This window comes from Variovorax sp. 05L425, assembly GCF_056397705.1.
Genome location: NZ_JBFTNY010000022.1, coordinates 20331 through 37860 on the forward strand (window position 1 = coordinate 20331; position 17530 = coordinate 37860).

19 protein-coding genes are annotated in these 17530 nt (G+C 66.5%); 11 read left to right on the plus strand and 8 right to left on the minus strand.

Annotation, left to right across the window (positions count from 1 at the left end; genetic code table 11):
* Window position 1: 1 nt before the first annotated feature.
* Window positions 2–1258, minus strand: coding sequence for a lipoprotein-releasing ABC transporter permease subunit (locus AC1DN9_RS22750; RefSeq protein ID WP_478103888.1), 1257 nt, complete (start codon window positions 1256–1258; stop codon window positions 2–4).
* 35 nt (window positions 1259–1293) lie between these two features.
* On the opposite strand from AC1DN9_RS22750, the gene AC1DN9_RS22755 reads away from it, so the two are divergent.
* Together AC1DN9_RS22755 and recJ are read left to right on the plus strand one after the other, a co-directional pair.
* The gene (locus AC1DN9_RS22755; protein ID WP_478103890.1) at window positions 1294–2262 is read left to right on the plus strand and encodes a hypothetical protein; all 969 of its coding nucleotides are present in this window, start codon (window positions 1294–1296) and stop codon (window positions 2260–2262) included.
* 2 nt (window positions 2263–2264) lie between these two features.
* Window positions 2265–3974: a single-stranded-DNA-specific exonuclease RecJ gene (gene recJ / locus AC1DN9_RS22760; RefSeq protein ID WP_478103891.1), complete on the plus strand. Its 1710-nt coding sequence runs from the start codon at window positions 2265–2267 to the stop codon at window positions 3972–3974.
* Between the two features lie 16 nt (window positions 3975–3990).
* Here the strand turns inward: recJ and AC1DN9_RS22765 are convergent, their stop codons facing one another.
* The gene (locus AC1DN9_RS22765; protein ID WP_478103892.1) at window positions 3991–4539 is read right to left on the minus strand and encodes a hypothetical protein; all 549 of its coding nucleotides are present in this window, start codon (window positions 4537–4539) and stop codon (window positions 3991–3993) included.
* 314 nt (window positions 4540–4853) lie between these two features.
* Here AC1DN9_RS22765 and AC1DN9_RS22770 point away from each other — a divergent pair, with 314 nt between their 5' ends.
* Entirely contained in the window at window positions 4854–5345 is a 492-nt protein-coding gene (locus AC1DN9_RS22770) for a Spy/CpxP family protein refolding chaperone (RefSeq protein WP_478103893.1), read from the plus strand.
* Window positions 5346–5358: 13 nt separating this feature from the next.
* Here AC1DN9_RS22770 and AC1DN9_RS22775 read toward each other — a convergent pair whose 3' ends face one another.
* From AC1DN9_RS22775 to AC1DN9_RS22785, 3 genes are all read right to left on the minus strand, one after another.
* Entirely contained in the window at window positions 5359–6027 is a 669-nt protein-coding gene (locus tag AC1DN9_RS22775; protein ID WP_478103895.1) for a hypothetical protein, read from the minus strand.
* Between the two features lie 93 nt (window positions 6028–6120).
* Window positions 6121–7110 carry a response regulator gene (locus AC1DN9_RS22780; RefSeq protein ID WP_478103897.1) on the minus strand — a complete coding sequence of 330 codons (990 nt, stop codon included), beginning with the start codon at window positions 7108–7110 and terminating at the stop codon, window positions 6121–6123.
* A complete protein-coding gene (locus AC1DN9_RS22785; RefSeq protein WP_478103898.1) occupies window positions 7107–10622 on the minus strand; it encodes a hybrid sensor histidine kinase/response regulator in 3516 nt (1171 codons plus the stop codon). The genes AC1DN9_RS22780 and AC1DN9_RS22785 overlap by 4 nt, the downstream gene beginning before the upstream one ends.
* A 117-nt stretch (window positions 10623–10739) precedes the next feature.
* Here AC1DN9_RS22785 and AC1DN9_RS22790 point away from each other — a divergent pair, with 117 nt between their 5' ends.
* From AC1DN9_RS22790 to ureC, 4 genes are all read left to right on the plus strand, one after another.
* Window positions 10740–11042 carry an urease subunit gamma gene (locus AC1DN9_RS22790; RefSeq protein ID WP_478103899.1) on the plus strand — a complete coding sequence of 101 codons (303 nt, stop codon included), beginning with the start codon at window positions 10740–10742 and terminating at the stop codon, window positions 11040–11042.
* 122 nt (window positions 11043–11164) lie between these two features.
* Window positions 11165–11764, plus strand: a complete 600-nt coding sequence (locus AC1DN9_RS22795; RefSeq protein WP_478103901.1) for a HupE/UreJ family protein — start codon at window positions 11165–11167, stop codon at window positions 11762–11764.
* A gap of 9 nt (window positions 11765–11773) precedes the next feature.
* The gene (locus AC1DN9_RS22800; RefSeq protein ID WP_478103902.1) at window positions 11774–12079 is read left to right on the plus strand and encodes an urease subunit beta; all 306 of its coding nucleotides are present in this window, start codon (window positions 11774–11776) and stop codon (window positions 12077–12079) included.
* A 2-nt stretch (window positions 12080–12081) separates the two neighbouring features.
* Entirely contained in the window at window positions 12082–13800 is a 1719-nt protein-coding gene (gene ureC / locus AC1DN9_RS22805) for an urease subunit alpha (protein ID WP_478103903.1), read from the plus strand.
* A gap of 3 nt (window positions 13801–13803) precedes the next feature.
* Here the strand turns inward: ureC and AC1DN9_RS22810 are convergent, their stop codons facing one another.
* Both AC1DN9_RS22810 and AC1DN9_RS22815 read right to left on the minus strand, forming a co-directional pair.
* The gene (locus AC1DN9_RS22810) at window positions 13804–14208 is read right to left on the minus strand and encodes a type II toxin-antitoxin system death-on-curing family toxin (protein ID WP_478103905.1); all 405 of its coding nucleotides are present in this window, start codon (window positions 14206–14208) and stop codon (window positions 13804–13806) included.
* Window positions 14205–14432, minus strand: a complete 228-nt coding sequence (locus AC1DN9_RS22815; RefSeq protein WP_478103906.1) for an AbrB/MazE/SpoVT family DNA-binding domain-containing protein — start codon at window positions 14430–14432, stop codon at window positions 14205–14207. Before AC1DN9_RS22815 ends, AC1DN9_RS22810 begins: the two co-directional genes overlap by 4 nt.
* Window positions 14433–14504: 72 nt before the next feature.
* Here AC1DN9_RS22815 and ureE point away from each other — a divergent pair, with 72 nt between their 5' ends.
* From ureE to ureG, 3 genes are read left to right on the plus strand one after another with little or no spacing between them, the layout of a single operon-like run.
* Window positions 14505–15083, plus strand: coding sequence for an urease accessory protein UreE (gene ureE / locus AC1DN9_RS22820; RefSeq protein WP_478103907.1), 579 nt, complete (start codon window positions 14505–14507; stop codon window positions 15081–15083).
* A complete protein-coding gene (locus AC1DN9_RS22825) occupies window positions 15083–15772 on the plus strand; it encodes an urease accessory protein UreF (RefSeq protein WP_478103909.1) in 690 nt (229 codons plus the stop codon). The genes ureE and AC1DN9_RS22825 overlap by 1 nt, the downstream gene beginning before the upstream one ends.
* Before the next feature lie 15 nt (window positions 15773–15787).
* The gene (gene ureG / locus AC1DN9_RS22830) at window positions 15788–16438 is read left to right on the plus strand and encodes an urease accessory protein UreG (RefSeq protein ID WP_478103910.1); all 651 of its coding nucleotides are present in this window, start codon (window positions 15788–15790) and stop codon (window positions 16436–16438) included.
* Between the two features lie 111 nt (window positions 16439–16549).
* Here ureG and AC1DN9_RS22835 read toward each other — a convergent pair whose 3' ends face one another.
* Window positions 16550–17050 carry a hypothetical protein gene (locus AC1DN9_RS22835; RefSeq protein WP_478103911.1) on the minus strand — a complete coding sequence of 167 codons (501 nt, stop codon included), beginning with the start codon at window positions 17048–17050 and terminating at the stop codon, window positions 16550–16552.
* 180 nt (window positions 17051–17230) lie between these two features.
* On the opposite strand from AC1DN9_RS22835, the gene AC1DN9_RS22840 reads away from it, so the two are divergent.
* A complete protein-coding gene (locus AC1DN9_RS22840) occupies window positions 17231–17518 on the plus strand; it encodes a hypothetical protein (protein ID WP_478103912.1) in 288 nt (95 codons plus the stop codon).
* The last annotated feature ends 12 nt before the right edge of the window (window positions 17519–17530 follow it).

The following is a 17530-nucleotide window of genomic DNA, read 5'->3' on the forward strand; positions in this document are numbered from 1 at the left end:
CTTACTCATAGCGCAGCGCCTCGGCGGGATTGACGCGGCTCGCGCGCCAGCTCGGGTAGAGGGTCGCAACGAAGGCAAGGATGAGCGAGATCACCGTGATGGGCACGATGTCGCCCCGCTGCGGGTCGCTCGGCATCTGGCTGATGAGATAGATGTCCTTCGGCAGGAAGCTCGCATGGAACAACCGCTCCAGCGCCGGGACGATCACGTCGATGTTGTAGGCGATGCCCAGGCCCAGCAGCAGCCCGCCAAGCGTGCCGATGACGCCCACCATCGCGCCCTGAACCACGAAGATGCCCATGATGCTTCGCGGGCTGGAACCCAGTGTGCGCAGGATCGCGATGTCGGCGCGCTTGTCGGTCACCGTCATCACCAGCGTGGAGACGAGATTGAAGGCCGCGACCGCGACGATCAGCGTCAGGATGATGAACATCATGCGTTTTTCGACCTGCACGGCGGCGAACCAGGTCCTGTTCGCGCGCGTCCAGTCGCGGATGAGGAACTGTCCCGGCAGCGTGGCAGCCAGTTCGTCGGCCACCTCGCGGGCCTGGTGCAGGTCCTTGAGCTTGAGGCGCACGCCGCTTGGCCCTTCGAGGCGGAACACGCGCGCGGCGTCTTCCTCGTGGATCATCGCGAGCGTCGAGTCGTATTCGTAGTGGCCCGAATCGAAAGTGCCGACCACGGTGAACTGCTTGAGCCGCGGCACCACGCCGGCCGGCGTGACCTGGCCTCCGGGCGCGATCAGCGTGACCTGGTCCCCTTCGCGCACATACAGCGAGCGCGCGAGCTCGACGCCGAGCACGATGCCGAACTGCCCCGGCACCAGCTTCGACAGCGAGCCGTGCTGCATGTCGCTCGAAAGATCGGTCACCTGCGTTTCCAGCTCGGGCTGGATGCCGCGCACCAGCGCGCCCTTCATGTCTTCGCCGCGCGCGATCAGCGCCTGCGCCGAAATGAACGGCGCCACGCCGATCACCTGCGGGTTCTTGCGCGCTTCGGCCATGATCGCGTCGATGTCGCCGAGCGCCTGGCCGTCGCGCGAGAAGATCTCGATATGGGAGATCACGCCGAGCATTCGATCGGTCACTTCCTTCTGGAAGCCGTTCATCACGCTAAGCACGATGATCAGCGCGGCCACGCCGAGCGCAATGCCGAACATGGAGACGCCGGAGATGAAGGAAATGAAGCCGTTGCGCCGCGTCGCCCGGCCTGCGCGTGTGTAACGCCAGCCGAGTTGCAGTTCGTAGGGGAGAGGCATAGGGCGGCCATTGTGGCATCCCGGACAATAGGCCTATGCCTGTGTCTCCCACTCCCCGCCATTTGCTGATTCCTTTCGCCGGCCGCGGCTCGCCCGCCTGCCGCGAAGCATTGGCGGGTCTTCGCCTGCCGAAGCTCGAAGCCCTTCTTGGCCGGCTCTCGCTCATCCACGAAGACGTGCAGGACGAAAGCACCCTCTCTCCACCGCACGAACGCGCATTGGCGGCTGCGCTGGGCATCCCGGCGCCCGATGGCTGCATTCCCTGGGCGGCGCTCGAAGCGAAGCAATCCGGCCTGGGGCCCACCGACGGCGGCGAAAGCTGGGGTCTGGCGACGTTGTGCCATTGGCAGGTCGGCATCGACGACGTGGTTCTGGGCGATCCGGCCGCCATCGAGATCGATGCGTCGGAGTCGGCCGCGTTGCTGGCAGCGGCGCAGCCCTTCTTCGCGGAGGACGGCATCGCACTGCATGCATCGGCGACGCCCGGCCGCTGGCTCGCCCGCGGCAAGGTCTTCGACGGACTCGCCACGGCATCGATCGATCGCGCTGTCGGCTATCCGATCTCCGAGTGGTCGCCGCTGACCGACGCGGCACGCCCCATGCGCAAGCTCCAGAACGAGATGCAGATGCTGCTCTATACCGAGCGTGTGAACGACGAGCGCACCGCGCGCGGCGTTCCGCCGATCAATTCATTCTGGCTCAGCGGCACCGGCAGCCTGCCGGCCGCGGCGAGCCCGAATGGCACCACGCCAACGGTCGCCGACGCACTGCGCCCCCCAGCCCTGCGCGACGACGGTGCCGCCTGGGCATCGGCCTGGCAGGCGCTCGACGCCGGCCCGGTGGCCGCGCTGCTGGCCGATGCCGCGGGTGGCGCCGACGTCACGCTCACGCTGTGCGGCGACCGTGGAGCCTGCAGCTACGGCGTGCAGCCACGCGGCCTCGTCGGCTGGGCCCGCAGCCTCTTCAACCGGCAGGGCGCAGCGACTGTGCTCGGGGCGCTGTGATCATGAAGATCATCGCCAGGGACATTCCTCCGCGCAGCGCCTGGGTGCTCGAACAAGCCGGCGTGCATCCGCTGCTGGCGCGGCTCTATGCGGCGCGCGGCGTGCTGGGCAAGGACGAACTCGATGACGGCCTCGCGCTCCTGCTCGCGCCGGACACGCTGCGCGGCGCGCGCGAGGCAGCAGTGCTGCTGGCGGACGCCATCCGCGACGACAAGCGACTCTGCGTCGTGGCCGACTACGACTGCGATGGCGCGACCGCCTGCGCCGTCGCCGTGCGCGGCTTGCGGCTGCTGGGCGCGAAGCACGCGAGTTACCTCGTGCCCGACCGCGTGACCGACGGCTACGGCCTCACGCCGCCCATTGCCGAGCGCGTGGCCGACAGCGGCGCCGACGTGCTGATCACGGTGGACAACGGCATCGCGAGTGTCGAAGGCGTGGCTGCCGCCAAGGCGCGCGGACTGGCCGTGCTCGTGACCGATCACCACCTGCCGGGCCCCGCGCTGCCGGAGGCCGATGTGCTCGTGAATCCCAACCAGCCGAGTTGCACATTCGAAAGCAAGAGCATCGCCGGCGTCGGCGTGATGTTCTACGTGCTGCTCGCACTGCGGTCGGAGTTGCGCACGCGGGGCGTGTTCGACGTCAGGAACCAGCCCAAGCTCGATGCCTTGCTGCCCTTGGTCGCGCTGGGCACGGTGGCGGACGTGGTCCGGCTCGATGCGAACAACCGGCGGCTGGTGGCGCAAGGCCTGCGGCGCATCCGCGCCGGCGCGATGCCCGCCGGGATTGCGGCACTCTTCAAGGCCGCAGGCCGCAACGCCGCAGCAGCGACGACATTCGACTTCGGCTTCGCGCTCGGCCCGCGCATCAACGCAGCCGGCCGGCTCGCCGACATGACGCTCGGCATCGAATGCCTGCTGACCGACGACGCCGGGCGCGCCGAAGAACTCGCGCGCATGCTCGACGGCATCAACCGCGAGCGGCGCGACATCGAAGGCGGCATGCGCGACAAGGCGCTGTTGCTGGCGGAATCGCTGTTCGACGATGTGCAGGCGCCGCCGGCGGCCATCAGCGTGTTCGGAGCAGACTTCCACGAGGGCGTGGTCGGCATCGTCGCGTCGCGCATCAAGGAGCGTTTCCATCGGCCGACCTTCGTCTTCGCGGCGAGCGGCGCCGACGGCAAGTCGCACGAACTCAAGGGATCCGGGCGATCCATACCCGGGTTTCATCTGCGCGATGCGCTCGATCTCGTCGCCAAGCGCCATCCCGGTGTGCTGCTGCGGTTTGGCGGCCACGCGATGGCGGCGGGATGCACCGTCGCGCGTGAGCAGTTCCCGGCTTTCGAGCAGGCACTGGCCGAAGTCGCGCAGGAATGGCTCGATGCAGCCACCCTGACGCGCAGGCTGGACACCGACGGGCCGCTCGCGCCGGAATACCTCCGTGTGGATCTCGTCGACACCCTGCACCGCGAAGTGTGGGGCCAGGGCTTCGCGCCGCCGACCTTCAGCGAAGAGGTGGAAGTGATTTCGCAGCGGCTCGTGGGCGAAAAGCACCTGGCGCTCAAGCTCAAGCACCGGGGCAAGCCGGTGGACGGCATCTGGTTCGGTCATACCGAGCCGCTTCCGCCTCGCGTGGTCATTGCCTACCGGCTCGACGCCGACGAATGGCAGGGCGTGCGCCGGGTCAGGTTCCTGGTGGAAGGCGCCGAGATCTGAGGCGCCGGGCGCGCGCTCAGGAAGCGGGGGGACGAATGCGCTCCGTCCGGCCTTTCGGGGTGGCGCTCACGACGTCTTCTTTCGCAACAACTTCTGGAGCATCCGAGCGTTGGCGCTTGGGCAGCGCGTCCTCTTCATCCGCCTCTGCCGGTGCGACGACGACGATCTCGTCCACGCAGATGGGTGGCGCGTCTTCCACCGCGCCGCGCACCGCCTCCATCACGTGCGCCGTGCCGTGCGGCGACTGAAGGTCGATGAGGATGCGGCGGGCGCCGAAGCCGCGCGCGTTGGCCCGAAGGAAATCCGCAAGGTGTGCCCGAAGCTCCGGCCAATGGAGCTTGTCCCAGATCACCGCCCTGGGCACGGCGCTCAGCGCGAGGGGAAAGAAGCTTGCCGCCTCGCCACGCTCGTTGATCCGGGTGACGAGTTCCTCCACCTGTTCACGCGGCACGCGCCGCTTCGTGTAGTGGGGCAAGGGCCCGTAACCGGAGTCGGCGTAGGTGAGTACGTGGTAGTCCGAGATCGGTCCTTCGACCTTGTTCGAAGGGGTCCGCACGATTCGCATGGCGAGCCTTTCGCGGGGGGCGTTCGACTGCGAATCAGTGTGCAGGGATGCGTCGTTTCGTGGCATGGGCTAGTGGGGCCTCACTCGTCCGAAACGTGAACTACATCACGGTCGCGTGAAGCATGGATGACATGCGGCGCGAGTCTGCATGGCCTGCGCGCCTTGCGCATCCGCCTTACGGAGGATGCCCATCGGCATAGGGGGTGGCTCTCTGCCTCTTTACGCGGGCTTTACCCGTGCTCAACGCGCCTTTGAGGCGTGCCGCCTCTAATGCGTCGGCGGCCGCGCAAGGCATCGGCATGCAAGGAACTCGAATGGCAGGAATCAGGCAGAAACTCGCGTGGGTCGTCTTGCTGGCGGTCGTCAGCTGCCACAGCTTTGCCCAGTTCGGCGGCGGTGGTGGCATGGGCGGGGGCATGGGTGGTGGCAGGCGCGGGCGCAGCGCCGACACGCCACCCGCATCGCGCGCCAACGAACAGCCGACCAACCCGCAGGCACAGGCGAACGCGCTCAGGGACAAGCTCTACGACCTGCGATTGCGCCTGATGATCACGCCGGAACAGACTGCTCTGTGGGACGCCTTCTACAGCAAGATGTGGGATATCGCGGCGAGGGGCACCATGAGCCGGCCGGCGACGTCCGAGGACGTCACGGCCGTCGAGTTGTTTCAGCGGCGGGCGGCCGACGCGAAGGACCGCGCCGCGCGCCTGCAGGAACTTGCCGATGCGCTCGCCAAGCTGTATGCAGGGCTGACGCCCGAGCAGAAGCACACGGCCGACCAGGCGCTGACGGGTGTCCTCCCCTGAGAGAAGCCGCCTGTCAAAAGCCCCGAAACTCCTGATTGACCCCGATCACGTAGCCCCAGACCCCATCCGTTCCGCTGCGCGAGCCGGTCAGGTCGATGCTGAGCAGAGGCCTGACCGTGTATCGCAATCCACCCCTCGAAGTCCAGATACCGAACGCGCGGAAGCGCTCGAACATCAGGGAAACCCGGTCGTTCAGCGCCCATTCGGCCTGGAGCCCGCCGCGGCCGCTGCGTTCGCCGTTCACCGTGTCCCAGTCGGCCCCGAGGTTCGCGTGGATCCACAGGCTGTCGAGCGCTCGCCAACTCACGGGAAACACCAGTTGCCCACCGGTGTGCCCGCCGTGCGTCACGTCGTAGCTCAGGCCGGCCGATATCGCCGCGGCGAGTCGCGCATCGGGCGCCTGACCCAGGTAGGTCCACTTGACCTGCGGGCCCACGACATATCCATGCGCGTCCTCCGCCGAATAGCGATCAATGTTCAGGCCCAGTTCGACGGGTCCGACGCGGCAGGCCGGCCCGAGGTGGTAGTCCGTGATCCGGTCCACGCCGAATCGCCCCGCCCAGACCTCGTACTGGCATTGGCCAGGATCCAGCGTCCCGGCGTCGTCGACGTCGAAATGACCGCCGGCGTGCACTGCCGCGGCCGACCACCATAAAACCAGGAAGAGAACACGCCGGACCATGGCGGCGGATTCTAGGAGCCGCAGATGCAAGCCCCATGGCAGCTCATGGCAGCCCCGCCGCGCCTCCACGCCGGGGGCGCCGGGACGCCCGCTTCAGAGTTCGAACTGCGGCTGCAATTCGCGGATGCGCTTCATCGCAACGCCCGCCGCCGCGGTCCGTGTCTCGACGCCCAGCTTGACATACACGCGTTCCAGGTGCTTCTTGGCGGTCGCCGGGCTGCTGCCCAAAATCTCACCGATGTCCTTGTTGGTCTTGCCCTTGACCACCCAATAGAGCACCTCGGCCTCGCGCGTGGTGAGTTTCAGGCTCAAGCTCATGGCCTCGATCACCGAGGTGTCGGACACCTCGCGCATGATGATCAGCCAGTCGTCGCCGTCGTCGTCGTGGCCAGTCTGCTGATGCAGGCGCAGCTCGAGGCGGGTAGGGCCTTGTTCGATCGACAGCACAGGCGGCTCGATCTGCCGCTGCGACGCGTCGGGCAGATGCCGTTGCAGCCATTCGAGCACCACGGGCGGCGTCATCGGCGCGCTGGTGCCGCAATAGCGCAGCAGCAGGTCGCGCGCCAGCACGGTCTGCCAGATCAGCTTGCCGTCAGGCATGCGCACGGTGATGCTCGCGTAGCCGAAAGCATCGAGCGCATTGCGCGCCTGCCCTGCCTGCTGCGCTTCCTGCCGCGCGCGGCGGGCGCCCTGCAGATGCACGTTCATCCGCGCCAGCACTTCCTTGGGCTTGATGGGCTTGGTCACGTAGTCCACGCCACCGGCTTCCAGGGCAGCAACGAGATGCTCGGTCTCGGTCAGCCCGGTCATGAAGACGATCGGAATGTGCGCGGTCGCGGCATCGGCCTTGAGCCTGCGCGCGACCTCGAAGCCGTCGATGCCCGGCATCATCGCGTCGAGCAGCACGATGTCGGGTCGCGCCTGAGCGGCACGCTGCAGCGCCTGCTCCCCGTTGGTCGCGACGAGCACGGTGTAGCCCGATTCATCGAGCGCATCGTGCAGCACGGCGAGGTTGTCCGGCACGTCGTCGACGATGAGAACGAGATCGCTGTTGCCCGCGAAATCGCGTGCGGACGTGCTCATGAACTGCTCCCCACGGGGAGAGAACACATCTTGTCGAACTGGAATTGCCGCGCCAGGGCGCGTTGGGCGGCGGTCCAGGCCACGCATTCGGGATGGGCCGCATCGATGTCGTCGAGCTGATTCATGATTCCGCGAAAGTAGCCCAGGCTCACCGCTTCCTCGAGTGCGCGCAGCCTGTCGGGCGAAGGCATCGTGGCCGCGGCCGCGGGTTGTGAAGGCGGCTCCGCGGCCACGGCGCTGTCTGTCCACCGAAGTTCGAGCCGCCGCTCCAGCCAGTCGAGCAACTCACTGTGCCGAACCGGCTTGACGAAGAAGTCCTCGGGCGTGATGCCGACGTCGTTGTCCAACCGCTTGTCGAAGGCGTTGGCCGACACGATGGCGACAGCCGCGTGCGCCAGCCCCAGCGCATGCGAACGGCGGATGGTCTCCCAGCCGTCGATACCGGGCATGGCAAGGTCGATGAACATCGCGTCGGGCCGCCAGCCCGCCGCGATCAGGTCGAGCGCATCGTGGCCGCTCGCCGCGGTGCGCAATTCGAAGCCGAGCGGCGCAAGCACCTGCGCGAGCAGCTCGCGGTCGGCTTCCTCGTTGTCGACGACCATCAAGCGCCGGCGTCGGCCTTCGTAGCCACGCCGAGCGCGCGGCGCCGGCACGCGGCGCAGGTGCTGCCCGGGCGGTAACGCGTGCACGTGCGGCAGGAAGAGGCGCAACCGGAACACCGAACCCGCGCCGGGGGTGCTCTGCACCGTCATCTCGCCGCCCATCAGGTCGATCAGCATCTTCGCGATCGTGAGTCCGAGCCCCGCGCCGGGCGCTGCCGATCCGGCGGTGCTGCCACGCGCGAAGGGCTCGAAGATGCGGCCCAGCTCTTCGGCCGACATGCCCGGCCCCGTATCCTCGATCTCGATCGCGGCGAATTCGCGTGCGTACCGAAGGCGCAGCGTGACCTGTCCCGTCGTCGTGAACTTGATGGCATTGCCCAGCAGGTTGATGAGGATTTGCCGCACGCGCTTTTCATCGGCGCGCACCAGTTCCGGCAACGCGCCCGTGGTCTCGAAGCGAAACGCCAGGCCTTTTTCGACCGCCTGCAACTCGAACATGTCGGCCAGTTCGCTCATCACTTGGGCAAACTGCATCGGCTTCGCGTGCAGCGTGAGCTTGCCGGCCTCGATGTGCGCGATGTCGAGCGTTCCTTCGATCAGCGACAACAGATGCTCGCCGCCGCGCTTGATCACCGCGACGGCCTGCCGGCGATGCGGCGGCACGGCGGCGTCCTCGCCCATCAGCTGCGCATAGCCCAGGATGCTGTTGAGCGGCGTACGCAGCTCGTGGCTGATGGCGCTGATGTAACGGCTCTTGGCCTGGTTGGCCTGGTCGGCCGTCTGTTTGGCGGCCTGCAGCGCGCGGTCGGTTTCGCGGTGAAGCTCGATCTCGCGCACCAGCAGGTGCGTCTGGCGGTTCGATTCTTCCTGCGCGACCTTGCGGCTCTGCTGCGCGAGCACGAGCCACCAGGCCACGATGCCGGAGATCAGCATGAGTGCCATGTAGGCCTTGAGAAAACCGGAACGCAGCGATGCAAGCTCCATATCGAGCATGGGGCCGTTCAGCGCACCCTCGCCGAGCGCGCGCAGTTCCTGCTGATAGAGCACGCCGAAGACCGCCGCGAGCAGCGGCACGACGATCAGCATCAGCAGCAGGAAATGGCCGAGTCCGGTGTCGAGATAGGGCCACACCCGGCGCGGCAACAGCCAGCGCAACGCGCCGGACCATTGGGCCGACAGGCTCGCCTGCGGCTTGCACAAGTCGCCGCAGCGCGCATCGAGCGTGCAGCACAGCGAGCAGATCGGACCTTGGTAGGCCGGGCAGTGCGCCATGTCCGGCCCCTCGTATTCGCGCTCGCAGATGGCGCAGCGTTGCACGGCAAGGCGCCGATAACTGCCGGCATCGGACTCGACGCGCGCCCAGCGCACTGCCGAGCGACGCGCGGACGGCACGAACGGCGCGGCGCCGCCTTCGTCGGAGATTCGCGCGATGTAGTACTTGCCGCGTGTCGCCCAGGCAATGACCGGCGACGCGACAAAGGCCGTGCCCAGCGCGATCAATGCCGAGAAAGCCTGCGCCAGCGGCCCGAACACGCCCAGATGCGCCGTGATCGACACCGCCGAAGCCAGCGCCATCGCGCCGACGCCGACCGGATTGATGTCCCACAGGTGCGCGCGCTTGAACTCGATGCCCGGCGGCGAGAGCCCCAGCGGCTTGTTGATGACCAGGTCGGCCACCACCGCCATCATCCAGGCGATGGCAATGTTGGCGTAGAGACCGAGCACGTCGCCCAGGGCCTCGAACACGTTCATCTCCATCAGCATGAAAGCGATGAGCGCGTTGAACACCACCCACACGACGCGGCCCGGATGGCTGTGCGTGACGCGGGAGAAGAAGTTGCTCCACGCCAGCGAGCCCGCGTAGGCGTTGGTGACGTTGATCTTGAGCTGCGAGATCACGACGAAGATGGCCGTCGCCAGCACTGCCCAGCCGTAGTTCGGGAACACGTATTCGTACGCGGCGAGGTACATCTGGTTCGGGTCGATCGCGCGCTCGGGCGGCACCATGTGGCTGATCGCGAGGTAGGCGAGCAGCGCGCCGCCGAGCATCTTGAGCACTCCGAGCACGACCCAGCCCGGCCCACCGACCAGCACGCCGGCCCACCAGCGCCGGCGATTGGCTGCCGAGCGCGCCGGCATGAATCGCAGGTAGTCGGCCTGTTCGCCCATCTGCGTGATCAGTGCGATTCCCACGGTCAGCGCGGCACCGAACAGGTGCAGATCGAATCCGCTCGACGTCGACCTGACACCGACATAGTGCGCAATGCCCGAAAACGCACCAGGATCGCGCGCCAGCACATAGACGAATGGCACGACCAGCATCAGCAGCCAGATCGGCTGCGTCCACACCTGCAACCGACTGATCGCGGAGATGCCGTGCGTCACAAGCGGGATCACCACCAGCGCACAGACCAGGTAGCCCCAGACCGGTGGCACGCCCAGCGCAAGCTCCAGCGCATAGGCCATGACTGCGGCTTCAAGCGCGAAGAAGATGAAGGTGAACGACGCGTAGATCAGCGACGTCAGCGTCGAGCCGATGTAGCCGAAGCCGGCACCGCGCGTGAGCAGATCCATGTCAACGCCGTAGCGCGCCGCATAGACGCTGATCGGCAGACCCGCAAGGAAGATGATGAGCCCCGTGCCCAGGATGGCCCAGAAGGCATTGACGAATCCGTACTGCACCAGCAGCGTGGCGCCGACCGCCTCCAGGATCAGGAACGAGGCCGCGCCGCCGAAAGCCGTGCTCGCCACGCGCCATTCCGCCATGCGGCGAAAGCGCTGCGGCGTGAAGCGCAGTGCGTAGTCTTCGAGGGTTTCGCTGGCGACCCAGCTGTTGTAGTCGCGCCGGACCTTGACGATGCGCTGCGGTGCTTCGTCGCTCGGGGCGGGGGGAACGGCGGTGGAGTCCACGCGTCAACGGTGCACCTTTCATGCCCGCACGTGGCCGCGCACACCGGGAGGCACGACTGTTGCAACGCACATTGCTTGCCCATAATGACTCGCCCCTAGACGCCAACCCTCGCACCCATGGAACTGACACCGCGCGAAAAAGACAAGCTGCTGATCTTCACGGCGGCCCTGCTGGCCGAACGTCGCCGCGCCCGCGGGCTGAAGCTCAATTACCCCGAGGCTGTCGCGCTGATCTCGGCGGCGGTGATGGAAGGTGCACGCGACGGCAAGAGCGTTGCATCGCTCATGAGCGAGGGGCGCACGGTGCTGACCCGCGCCGATGTGATGGAAGGGGTTCCGGAAATGATCCCGGACATCCAGGTGGAGGCCACCTTCCCCGACGGCACCAAACTCGTCACGGTGCACCAACCCATACTATGACTCGCCCCCAGGTTGGCTCACTTCGTGTAGCCGCCCACCCCCTACCAGGGGCAACACCGGCGGCCCGGCAGAGCCGGTTCCGCGGTGTTTCCGGGACTGAATAACAAACCAAGGACTTGTCCATGCGTCTTTCTCGATTTGCACCTGCACTTGCTTTGCTCGCAGCATTGCCCTTGGCCGCCAGCGCCCACACCGGGGTCGATGGTGGGCTTCATCACGGACTCTTCACCGGCTTTCTTCATCCGCTGACCGGTGCGGACCATCTGGCCGCGATGGTGGCGGTGGGGCTCTGGAGCGCGCTCACCGCGCGTCGTGCGTGGCCTGATCTGCTGTGGGCACCCTTGGGTTTCGCCGCGATGCTGCTGGTCGGCGCGGTGGCGGGTCTCGGCGGTCTGCAACTTCCGGCCGTCGAGCCGATGATTGCCGCGTCGCTGCTGGTGATCGGTCTGCTGGTCGTCACGCAACGGCGCCTTCCCGGGTTGACTGCTGCGATGCTCGTCGGGGTGTTCGCCGTCTTCCACGGCGTGGCACACGGGCAGGAACTGGCGGGCGAATCCGGTGCCGCGCTGACGCTGGCTGGCATGCTCGCCGCGACCGTGCTGTTGCACATCGCCGGTATCGCCATCGGCTGGTCGCTGCGCAACGGTCACCGCTGGCTGCCTCGTCTTGCGGGCGCCGCCGTGGCGGCATTCGGCGTCGCGCTGCTCGGCGGGCTTGCCTGAGGCATTTCGATGATTCCTGGCGAACTCATCACCGACGACGGCGACCACGTCCTCAACCCCGGACGCCGCACGCTGACGCTGGTCGTCAAGAACACCGCGGATCGGCCGATCCAGGTCGGCTCGCACTACCACTTCGCTGAGACCAACGGCGCGTTGGGCTTCGACCGCGAAGCCGCGCGCGGCATGCGATTGAACATCGCGTCGGGCACGGCCGTGCGTTTCGAGCCCGGACAGCAACGCACCGTCGAACTGGTGGATTTCTCGGGTGACCGCGTGATCTACGGCTTTCGCGGCCTCGTGCAAGGAAAGCTCTGAACATGGCAACCATCGGGCGCCGCGCCTACGCAGAAATCTTCGGCCCCACGGTGGGCGACCGCATCCGACTCGCCGACACCGATCTCGTGATCGAAGTCGAGGAGGACTACACGCTGCATGCCGGCGGCTACGGCGAGGAGGTCAAGTTCGGCGGCGGCAAGACCATCCGCGACGGCATGGCGCAAGGCCAGCGCACCCGCGCCGAAGGCACGGTCGACACGGTGATGACCAATGCGCTCATCCTCGATCACTGGGGCATCGTGAAGGCGGACATCGGCCTGAAGGACGGCCGCATCGTCGCCATCGGCAAGGCGGGCAATCCCGACGTGCAGCCGGGCGTGGATATCGTCATCGGCGCGGGCACCGAGGTGATCAGCTGCGAAGGCAACATCGTCACCGCCGGCGGCATCGACAGTCACATCCATTTCATCTGCCCGCAGCAAATCGAGGAAGCGCTGGCCTCGGGCGTGACCACCATGCTCGGCGGCGGCACGGGGCCCGCCACCGGCACCTTCGCGACGACCGCGACGCCGGGGCCTTGGCACATCGAGCGCATGCTCCAGGCTGCAGACGCATTCCCGATGAACCTCGGCTTCCTCGGCAAGGGCAACGCGAGCCTGCCGGCGGCGCTGCACGAGCAGATCGACGCGGGCGTCATCGGCCTCAAGCTGCACGAGGACTGGGGCACCACCCCGGCCGCGATCAGCAACTGCCTCGACGTGGCCGACGCCACCGACACGCAGGTGGCGATCCACAGCGACACACTCAACGAATCGGGCTTCGTCGAGAACACCATCGCGGCCGTGAAGGGCCGCGCGATCTGCGCCTTCCACACCGAAGGCGCCGGCGGCGGCCATGCGCCCGACATCCTGCGCGTGGTGGGCGAGGCGAACTTCCTGCCTTCGTCGACCAACCCGACGATGCCCTACACCGTGAACACGCTCGACGAGCACGTCGACATGCTCATGGTCTGCCATCACCTCGATGCCGGCATCGCCGAGGACCTTGCCTTTGCCGAAAGCCGCATCCGCAAGGAAACCATCGCGGCGGAGGACATCCTGCACGACATGGGCGCCATCAGCATGTTCAGCTCCGACAGCCAGGCGATGGGCCGGGTCGGCGAGGTCGTCATCCGCTGCTGGCAGACCGCCCACAAGATGAAAGCGCAGCGCGGCAAGCTGCCGGAAGACCCGGCGCGCAGCGACAATTTCCGCGCCAAGCGCTACGTGGCCAAGTACACGATCAACCCCGCCATTGCACACGGCATCGCGCACGAGGTGGGCAGCATCGAAGTCGGCAAATGGGCCGACCTGGTCGTGTGGAAGCCGGCCTTCTTCGGCGTCAAGCCCTTCGCGATCCTGAAGGGCGGCACCATCGCCATGGCCGCGATGGGCGACCCGAACGCATCGATCCCGACGCCGCAGCCCGTGCACTACCGCCCGATGTTCGGCGCCTTCGGCGGATCGCTCGCGAAAAGCTCGCTGACCTTCGTTTCGCAGGCAGGACTCGCAGCGGACATCGGACGCCGCTACGGTCTCGCGAAGAACCTGAGCGCGGTGAAGAACATCCGCGGCGTGCGCAAGCAGCACATGGTGCACAACGCCTATACCCCTGCGATGGAGATCGATGCCCAGACCTACGCTGTGCGCGCCGACGGGCAGTTGCTGACCTGCGATCCGGCGGTTTCGTTGCCGATGACGCAGCGGTATTTCCTGTTCTGAATGTCAGCCGTTGGACGTAGCAAGGCGGTCGCGAATCCATTTCGCAAGGACGTCCTCATCCAACTGGCCAGCAGCAAGGCCCAGCATCACGAGAACACACTCTTCGTCGGTCGCATTGAGTTCGAACCCGTTGAGGTCGAGAAAGAGTTCCATCGCAATGAAAGCCGTTCGCTTGTTGCCATCGACGAACGGATGATTGCGAGCGATCGCGAAGGCGTAGCTTGCCGCGAGCGTCGCCGCATCGGGCGATTCATACAGGGCCCGGTGCTGAGGACGCGCCAAGGCAGACGCCAGGAGGCCTTCATCGCGCAGTCCACCGGGCCCTCCGTGTTCGACCAACTGCTCGTCGTGCGCTGCATGGATCATGCGCATGCTCAGCCAGACCCATTGCTCATTGGCTGCCGTCACTTGGCCAACTCACGCAGCACGTTGCGTCGCTTCTTCATGATTCGCCGGGCAGCTTCCATCTGCCGCTCGAACTCGTCGTCATACGGCGAAAGATTCACCCCGCCATTGGTGGCCTGGGTGAGGTAGATCGTGTCGCCCTTGCCCAAATTCATCTTTGCCAGGACGTCCTTCGGGAGGATCACTCCGACGGAATTGCCGATCTGGGTCAGTTTGAGGGCGGACATCGAATACTCCGGGGCTTCAAAGTTATAACAAGCGTTATATTATCGCCCGACCTATCCAAGCCGCAAGCAACGATGCTCACCGCCAACAAACTCATGCCCCAGGGCGGCGGCCTCGCGCCCGTCCTGCTGAAGCGCGCCGCCACCGTCGAACTCGACTGGGACGTCCGCCAGAAAAGCCGTTTCGACACCACCGATTCGCAGGGTCGCCAGATCGGCGTCTTCCTGCCGCGCGGCACCGCAGTGCGCGGCGGCGACGTGCTGGTCGCGGAAGACGGCTCGCTCATCAAGGTGATCGCGGCGCCGCAGCCCGTGCTGGTCATCACGCATTGCAGCGAGCACGGCACGCCTTTCGACTTGCTGCGGGCCGCCTACCACCTCGGCAACCGGCATGTGCCGATCGAACTCAAGCCCGACCACCTGAAGATCGAGCCCGACCATGTGCTGGCCGGCATGCTGCGATCGATGCACTTGATCGTGCGCGAAGCCGCGGAAGCCTTCGAGCCCGAGGGCGGCGCGTATGGATCGCAGGGCCATTCGCACGGTGCCGGCCCCGTTGGGCCGGTGCTGCATCCGGATGCGTACGCGGGTTCGCACGATCACGATCATGCGCACGATCATGACCACGACCATTCCCACGGCCACTCTCACTGATGGATGACGCGCCAGCCGCCCTCCCCGCTTCGAGCCTGCTTCAGCTGATCTGGCTGGCATCGCCCGCGCTCCCTGTCGGCGGCTTCTCCTACTCCGAAGGGTTGGAAGCGGCCATCGAATGGGCCGGCATCGGCACCGAGCAGGCCGCCGCCGACTGGCTGGTCGACCAGTTGCACCTGAGCTTGGCGCGCGCCGATCTCGCTGTCGTGGCCGAGGCGATCGGGGCATGGCGATGCGGCGACTTGCCGCGCATCCATTCGCTCAACGACTGGGTCTTCCATACGCGCGAGTCCGCGGAATTCCTGCTGCAGACCGAGCAGATGGGCCGTTCCTTCGTCGAGTGGCTGAAGCTGCACCACGCCGATGCCGCCGACGTCTTCGACACCTTGCCGGCCAGCTACCCGATCGCCTTCGCCTTCGCGGCGAGTCGCACCGACGCGGCCGCGCGCGACGCCTGCCTGGCCTTCGCCTTCGGCTGGGCCGAGAACATGGTCGCTGCCGCGGTCAAGGCCGTGCCGCTCGGCCAGAGCGCGGGGCAGCGCATGCTCGCCCGGCTGGCCGCCGAAATCCCCACGGCGGTCGCGCATGCGAGCGCGCTGGAGGATGATGACCGCCAAGCCTTTTCCCCCATGCTTGCCGTGCTGTCGGCCCGCCACGAAACCCAGTACTCGCGTCTTTTCAGAAGCTAAGCCTGTTCAAGCACCATGTCCTCCGCCCTCCACCACATCGCCCACCGCACCAAGAGACTGCCGCCGCTTCGCGTGGGCATCGGCGGCCCGGTCGGCTCCGGCAAGACCACGCTGCTCGAGATGCTCTGCAAGGCGATGCGCGACAAGTACGACCTCATTGCCATCACCAACGACATCTACACGAAGGAAGACCAGCGCCTGCTGACGGTCGCCGGCGCGCTGCCGGCCGAACGCATCATGGGTGTGGAAACAGGCGGCTGCCCGCACACCGCCATTCGCGAGGATGCATCGATCAATCTCGAGGCGATCGACCGGATGCTCGACCAGTTTCCGGATGCCGACGTGGTGTTCGTCGAATCAGGCGGCGACAACCTCGCAGCGACCTTCAGCCCCGAACTGTCCGATCTCACGATCTACGTGATCGACGTGGCGGCGGGCGAGAAGATCCCTCGCAAGGGCGGTCCCGGCATCACCAAGAGCGACCTCTTCGTGATCAACAAGACCGATCTGGCGCCCTATGTCGGTGCGGATCTCGGCGTGATGGAAGCCGACACGAAGCGCATGCGCAAGCAGCGCCCCTTCGTGATGACAAATCTGAAAACGCATGCCGGCTTGGCCGAAGTGGTGTCGTTCATCGAAGAGCGCGGCATGCTCACTCACACCTGAGCGATACCAAGCCCATTCGCGAAACACCGCAGAACCGGCTTGGCCGGGCCGCTGGTGTTGCCCCCGGCAGGGGGTGGGCGGCTACACGAAGTGAGCCAACCTGGGGGCGAGTCAAAGCTCGCTGGCGTCCTTGAGTTGTCTGGCCTTGTAGACCAGGCGGACGCTGGCGTGCCGCGGATCGCTGGTGCGCTGGGCATAGACGTCCATATCGCCGCTCACCCAAGCCGCGTAGGCACTGCCGGGATCGTTCGAGCTCAGTTCGGGGCCATAGCTGCCGCGGCCCCACGCGACGATTTCGGCGAAGGCGGCTGCACCCAGGTCGGGCAATGCGTCCGCCGCCGCCACCCATTCGACCCGCCGCAACTCGCCGCCGGCGAAGAAAAAGACAGGCTCGAAGACGACGCCCGCAAATTTTGTCGGCGTCGCATGCCAAGTGCCGGCGAGTCCGCCCGCCAGACGCTGGGGCCGCTGCACGCGTTCCAGATCCGGCAGCGCCGCATGGAGTTCTTCGGCCGACATCCCGAACCGCACGCCGGCCGGCAGCGCTTGGGCGTGCAGCGCGGTGACCGCAAGGAGAAGGGTCGAGGCGAGCAGCGTGCGGATTGGTTTCATGGGTCGGATGGCGAGCGCGAGGCAAAGGCGAATTGTGACCAACCCGACAAGCGAACTTGGGTCGGCCCGCCGCGCCGATTGGCATCGATTTGTGACGACAGCCGTGAAATGGTCCGCAATTTGCTCGGGGACATAGAACTTCGGACCTATATTCCGAGCACTGTTAACACCGGATACTGATTGAAACGAATTCTGACATTCGAGATCACCATGGCCTCCGAAGCGATCTTCATCCCCGCAGCTGGCACAGTCCAGTTCGCCATTTACCCGGACGGATACGACGGCGCACGGATCATTGCCCGGATTGACGAGGAAGCGCTCCACACCCGCTTCCACGCACCGGAAGGCGAGGATTCGGAACTGGTGGAGGCCTACGCCCGCAACGCCGATTCGATCGACGCGCTGGCCACGGCGCGCTACCGGGAAAATCCGACCGTCGCCATCTGCCTGCATAGCAACGACTTCTGACCTGAGGGCGGA